Here is a 5339-nt window from a genome sequence, read left to right as displayed (position 1 = left end):
GATGGGGGATCGCCCGGTCAAGGGCACCTGCGGGGACTGCCAAAAGGCAGGCTGTTTGAGATCGAACTCTTGGCTCCAGGCCGGGAAAAAAGAGCCCAGTTTCTGCCCAGAAAGCCGCAGCCGTTGCAAAAAAGTCCATTCCAGACGGGTTAAGGCTCGCCGCAGAAAATCCCTAGCCCAATCCGGATCCGGGGCTTCTGCCGCCTGCAAGTTCACCTGCAGGAGGCCCAGTTTGGGATGGAAATGAACCCGTGCTTGGATCCCTTCTGGACGCAACAGGTAATTGAACACCTGCTGGATGGCCACCTCATCCCCCCGCTGAGCGCGATACAGAGGGCTGTTGGGGTTGGGCTGGGGCTGGTAGCGCCACTCGCAGTGCCATTCTGGGATCCCTTCATTGGCCAGAAAGCCAAACAGCTCCACCTGACGCTGCCTGTGGGTCAGCGCCATTTGCTCCAAGGCCGGCGAGAGGCTCCCCAGCAAAGCATCCGGCTCAGGCAGGGGATCCCCTTCTAGACGCAGCAACAGGCGGTGGCCGGAAAGCCGCGCTTGTACCTGAAGATGGCCCAACCCCAGGGATTCCAGAGCTTCTTGCAGATCGGCCAAAATGGCGGGCAGAGGAGCCTGGACATCCAAAGAATCACTCACCGACAAAAGATCTCCAACAAGCCCTAACCCAACCTAGCCAATTTCCAAGGTTGCTTGGATCCCTGGGATCGCCGGCCAAGATGGCCAGATCCATTCACCTCAGTTGCTAGACCCCCAGGATCAGGCGAGCTGCAGCGAACTGAGTTAACCTCAGCAACGGCTACAGCCCATAGAAATCCGGCCCGGATCCCTCGTAGCTGGGGTTGACCCGCAAGTTTAAGTGGGGACAGATGATCTCGCAGGTGCGGCACTGGATGCAGTTTTCCAAAGACATGGCATGGGAGCGGATGCCATTTTGGTCGCGGATGTGGTGTACCTCGGCTGTGCAGTCGGCCACGCAGGGGGTGGGGCGATTCAGCTTGTCGTAGGTGGCGATGCACCGGCGGCAGGTTTCGGCGTCGAACTCCAGGATGTGACGGTTACCCTCGGGGTAGCGGGGATCCGCGAAAAAAACCGCATCGGGCCGCGAGAAATAGCCCGGTCGAGAGGCCAATTCCTGGGGAGCCAAGGTTGTGGGGGCCACAAAATCCGCTTGAATGGCAGCGTGGGGGGCCACATAGCCTCGCGGGGGTGGCTCGCTGGGGCTGACCCGCCCGGTGAGCAGGGTGTAGGCGCGCAGAGTTTCTCGTCCGCGGCGAACGGGATCCTGTAAACCCCAGCGCAGGGATCCCAGCCAGGGATGGCCGGCATCGACGCTGCGGCACACCTGAGGCAAGTATTCTTCCAGCAAGCGGGAGTTCTCCAGAAAAGCCTCGCGGAAGTAGCGGCTGCGGTAGAGGTTTTGCCCCACCGCACTTTCCATCACCGCCCTTTGGTAGTCGGCCTGGATGCGCAGATCCCCTTTCAAGAAGCCATCGTGAATGAGGCCCGCCGCCAGATAGCCGGTTTCCATGGCATTATCCACCCCGGCCAAGCTGCCCACATCCAACACCCCCAGCGCATCCCCCAACAGCAGGGCTCCCTCAACGCCAAACCGGGTGGGCAGGCTGTGGTAGCCCCCTTCGGGAATCACGGCAGCCCCGTACTTGAGCAACTTGCCGCCGGCAATCAGGGACTGGATCCAGGGGTGAGCCTTGAACTCCTGCAGACGTTGCTGGGGGTTAAGGTTGGGGTTCTTGCTGTCGAGGCCGATGATCAGACCTAAGGCCAGGCGATTGTCTTTGAGGCCATAGACAAAGCCCCCGCTGAAGCTGCCATCCAAAACCGGGTAGCCCAAGGTATGCCACACCTGCCCCTGCAGGGACTGGGGGATCTGCCACACCTCTTTGACCCCCACCGACCACAATTGCGGGTTGGGGCGCAGTTGAAACTTCTCGATGAGATCTTTGGAAATGAAGCCTTTGTCGCCAAAGCAGGTGAGTTCGGCAAAGATGCAATCTTCGTAAACTTGGCCAGAATCGCTTGCCCGTACCCCGATCACCCGCTCCCCGTCGTAGAGGATTTCATGGGCGGCAAAGCCGGGGAACACATCGAGGGTAACATTTGGGATCCCTTTGGCTTTTTCCTGCAGGGTTTCGGCCAGCCAACGGATGACGTGGCTGAGGGTGAGAATGAACTGCCCCTGCTTGCGAAATCCCGGCGGGATCACCGCTTCCGGCAGATCCCAGCGCTGTTGGGATCCCAGCACGCTCAAGTGATTGGCTTCCACCCGGCCTTCGTGGGGAAATCCTTGGCTTTCAAAATCGGGGAAGAGCTTGGCGATCACTTGGAGGTTGCAGATGGCGCCACTGACGATGTGACCGCCGAATTGGCGGGCTTTTTCCAAAATGGCGATGGAGATTCTTAGCCCGGATAGCTTGGCCAAATCCAAAAGGCGATGGGCCAAGATCAAGTTGGAGGAACTCCCCCCCACCAACAGAAGGTCGTAGCGGATGGCTTCACTCATCCTCTCCACGCGGTAGCTCCGGATACGCTGCCTGTATCTTAAAAAGGGGAGGGGAGAAAGAGGGCAAAACTTTAGACCTTCTCAAGCCTCTGGTTGAGCCGCCAGCAAAATGATTGTCATTGGCTTAATGTCGGGCACCTCTGTAGACGGGATCGATGTAGCCATCGTCCACCTGGAGGGTGACGATCCCCTACAGTGGGAGTTGATACATTTCCAAACAATCCCCTATTCCCCGACGCTGCGGGCAGAGATTTTGCGGGCTGCGAATCCCAAAACCGGCACGGTAGATCACATCTGCACCTTGAACTTTCGCTTGGGTCGAGCTTTTGCGGCAGCGGCCTTGCAAGGGATCCAGGCGGCCCATCTTACCCCCCAACAGATCGATCTCATCGGCAGCCATGGCCAAACCCTTTGGCATAACCCCAGTGGGCCAGAAGCTTCGACTTTGCAAATCGGTGAAGCTGCGGTGATTGCCGAGCTGACCGGGATCCCGGTGGTGAGCAATTTTCGGGCGCGGGACATGGCAGCAGGAGGTCAAGGCGCACCTTTGGTAGCTTTTGTGGATTGGCTGCTGTTGAGGCATCCCCACCTTCATCGTGTGGCCCAAAACATCGGCGGCATTGCCAACCTTACCTATCTCCCCAGCCTCTACAGTGGGGGATCCCCCTTGGCCTTCGACACTGGCCCCGGCAACATTTTGATCGATCTGGCGGTGATGCGGGCCAGCCAAGGACAACAAGCCTTTGATCGCGATGGAAAATGGGCTGCCCAAGGCCAAGTCCACTGGGAAAAAGTTGCAGAATGGATGCGGGATCCCTATTTTCAAAAGGCACCGCCCAAAACCACTGGTCGGGAGTATTTTGGATCCCTTTATTTGGAGCAAATTTGGACCCAATTTATATCTGCTCACGACTGTATTGCCACCCTCACAGGGTTTACGGCCTGCTCCATTGCCCAAGCCTATAGGGACTTTTTGCCCGCGACCCCAGATCAAGTTATTCTCAGCGGTGGCGGCACCCAAAACCCTGTTCTCATGCAACTGCTGCAGGAGCAACTGCCGACCACAACCCTGTTGACTTCCGACCAAGTGGGGATCCCTTCTAAGGCCAAAGAGGCCCTTGCCTTCGCGGTATTGGCCTATAAAACCTGGCAAGGTAAGACCAACAATTTACCGGAAGCAACTGGGGCAAGACATGCTGCCATCTTGGGCCAAATCACACCCTCTTGTCGTAACCAGTCCTAACTCATCTGTATCGTTATCTCCAACAAGCTTGAGCCATTCCTCATACTCCCGAGGAAAGAGAAATGTCCGGAATTGCGGCGGAGCCTCTGCCGAATCCAGATCTCGCTAGGATGTCACGCAAGGCTGAGAAAAGCGATAAAGTTACCTTGCCAAGATCTATAAATCAAAAGCCCTAGTTCTTATGAAGGATCGTCCTCTGCCTCCACTTCTGCTGGCAATCATGATTTTTAATTTCTTCATTCTCTTTGGCTGTAGTGTTGTCCGGCATCACCTGTTTCAGTCTGGAGGATATGATCTTGGCATCTTCGACCAATCCATCTATCTAATCAGTCGGGGAGAGGTTCCGTTTTCGACCATTCGAGGGATCCACATCTTGGGAGACCACGCAGCCTTTATTCTCTATCCCATCAGCTTTTTGTACCGCATTGTCCCCTCGGTCTATTGGCTGTTTGGGCTCCAATCCCTGGCGTTAACCTTGGGAGCATTGGCTATTTATCACCTTGCACTTCAGGCCAAGGTCGATCCCAGCCAAGTGATGGTGATTGCCACAGCCTATCTTCTCTATCCGGCCATTTTTAACGCCAACCTTTTTGATTTTCATCCAGAGGTTTTGGCCGTTCCCCTTTTCTTGGCGGCTGTGCTCTGCATTCGCTCTGGAAAATTGTGGGGGTTCCTTCTCTGTTTGAGCGGCATCCTCGGCTGTAAAGCAGTGTTGTCTCTCAATGTTGTCGCCCTGGGAGCCTGGCTGTTGCTTTGGGAAAGAGGACGAATTCAAGAACGCTGGCAATGGCGCTGCCAAGTGGGCGGCTGGACGGCAATTGCAGCAGGATCAGCTTGGTTTGGGATAGCCACTTTTGGGGTCATTCCTCACTTCAGCGGCAGCGAGCCGGCAGCCGTTTCTCATTACGACTATCTAGGGAATTCTGTTGCGGAAATTGTTCAAGGTTTAATCTTGAGACCGATGCTGGTTTTGAGCAAAGTCTTCTCTCTGGACACCCTGTTTTATGGATTTTTATTGGTTGCGCCTTTGGCTTGGGGCCTCTCTTGGCGACACTGGGATCCTTGGATCCCTGCCCTGCCTACCCTGGGTTTGAATATACTCTCCAGCAACCCCGCCTATCGAGATCTGGTGCATCAGTACGCTTTGCCTATCGTTCCTTTCTTGTTCTTAGCTGTCATCGAGAATGTGAAAAATCACCTCTTCCAGAGCCATTTTATAAAAGATGGAAAACTGCCCCTGATCTGGTCTTCGCTGGCCTTTTTGGCCTTGGGGAAATACACCTTTTTCGGCTCGATTTATCTCAGCTCCCTGGACACTTGGCAGGCAACCCGACAGGCTCTTGCCCAGATCACCACCCAAGGGGGCGTCCTCACCACCCACGAGATCAGCCCTCACCTCACCCAGCGACCTGTAATCTACTTTACAGACGAGGGCCGCTTCAATGGATCCCCGCCCTCTCAGTGGGATCCCTTTGATTATGTGTTGCTCAACACCCGTCATCCGGGGTGGCGCAGCACTCCAGAGTTCTCCCGCATCCTGATCGAAGCTTTACAGAAGGAAAC

Annotated in this window: 4 protein-coding genes; 2 read left to right on the top strand and 2 right to left on the bottom strand. The window is 56.0% G+C overall.

Annotated features, from left to right (window positions below; translation table 11 throughout):
- Both NW829_RS04630 and NW829_RS04625 read right to left on the bottom strand, forming a co-directional pair.
- On the bottom strand, window positions 1-648 hold a 648-nt coding region (locus NW829_RS04630), incomplete at its 3' end, for a hypothetical protein (protein ID WP_414416542.1).
- A 160-nt stretch (window positions 649-808) separates the two neighbouring features.
- Complete coding sequence (locus NW829_RS04625) at window positions 809-2533, bottom strand: electron transfer flavoprotein (protein ID WP_414416541.1); 1725 nt, start codon at window positions 2531-2533, stop codon at window positions 809-811.
- Window positions 2534-2642: 109 nt separating this feature from the next.
- Between NW829_RS04625 and NW829_RS04620 the strand changes: the two genes are divergently transcribed.
- Entirely contained in the window at window positions 2643-3776 is a 1134-nt protein-coding gene (locus NW829_RS04620) for an anhydro-N-acetylmuramic acid kinase (protein WP_414416540.1), read from the top strand.
- Window positions 3777-3957: 181 nt separating this feature from the next.
- Window positions 3958-5339, top strand: a 1382-nt coding sequence (locus NW829_RS04615; RefSeq protein WP_414416539.1) for a DUF2079 domain-containing protein, incomplete at its 3' end; no start/stop codon positions are given.

Origin of the sequence: Synechococcus sp. R55.8 (assembly GCF_047461895.1) — a bacterium.
In the GTDB taxonomy this organism is placed as follows: Bacteria; Cyanobacteriota; Cyanobacteriia; order Thermostichales; family Thermostichaceae; genus Thermostichus.
Note: the sequence above shows the minus strand (reverse complement) of the source record. Positions and strands in the feature narration are given on the sequence as shown.

Coding starts and splice junctions, on each gene's coding strand:
- NW829_RS04625 (WP_414416541.1), bottom strand. CDS start 2,533: ATGAGTGAAGCCATCCGCTACGACCTTCTGTTGGTGGGGGGGAGTTCC.
- NW829_RS04620 (WP_414416540.1), top strand. CDS start 2,643: ATGATTGTCATTGGCTTAATGTCGGGCACCTCTGTAGACGGGATCGAT.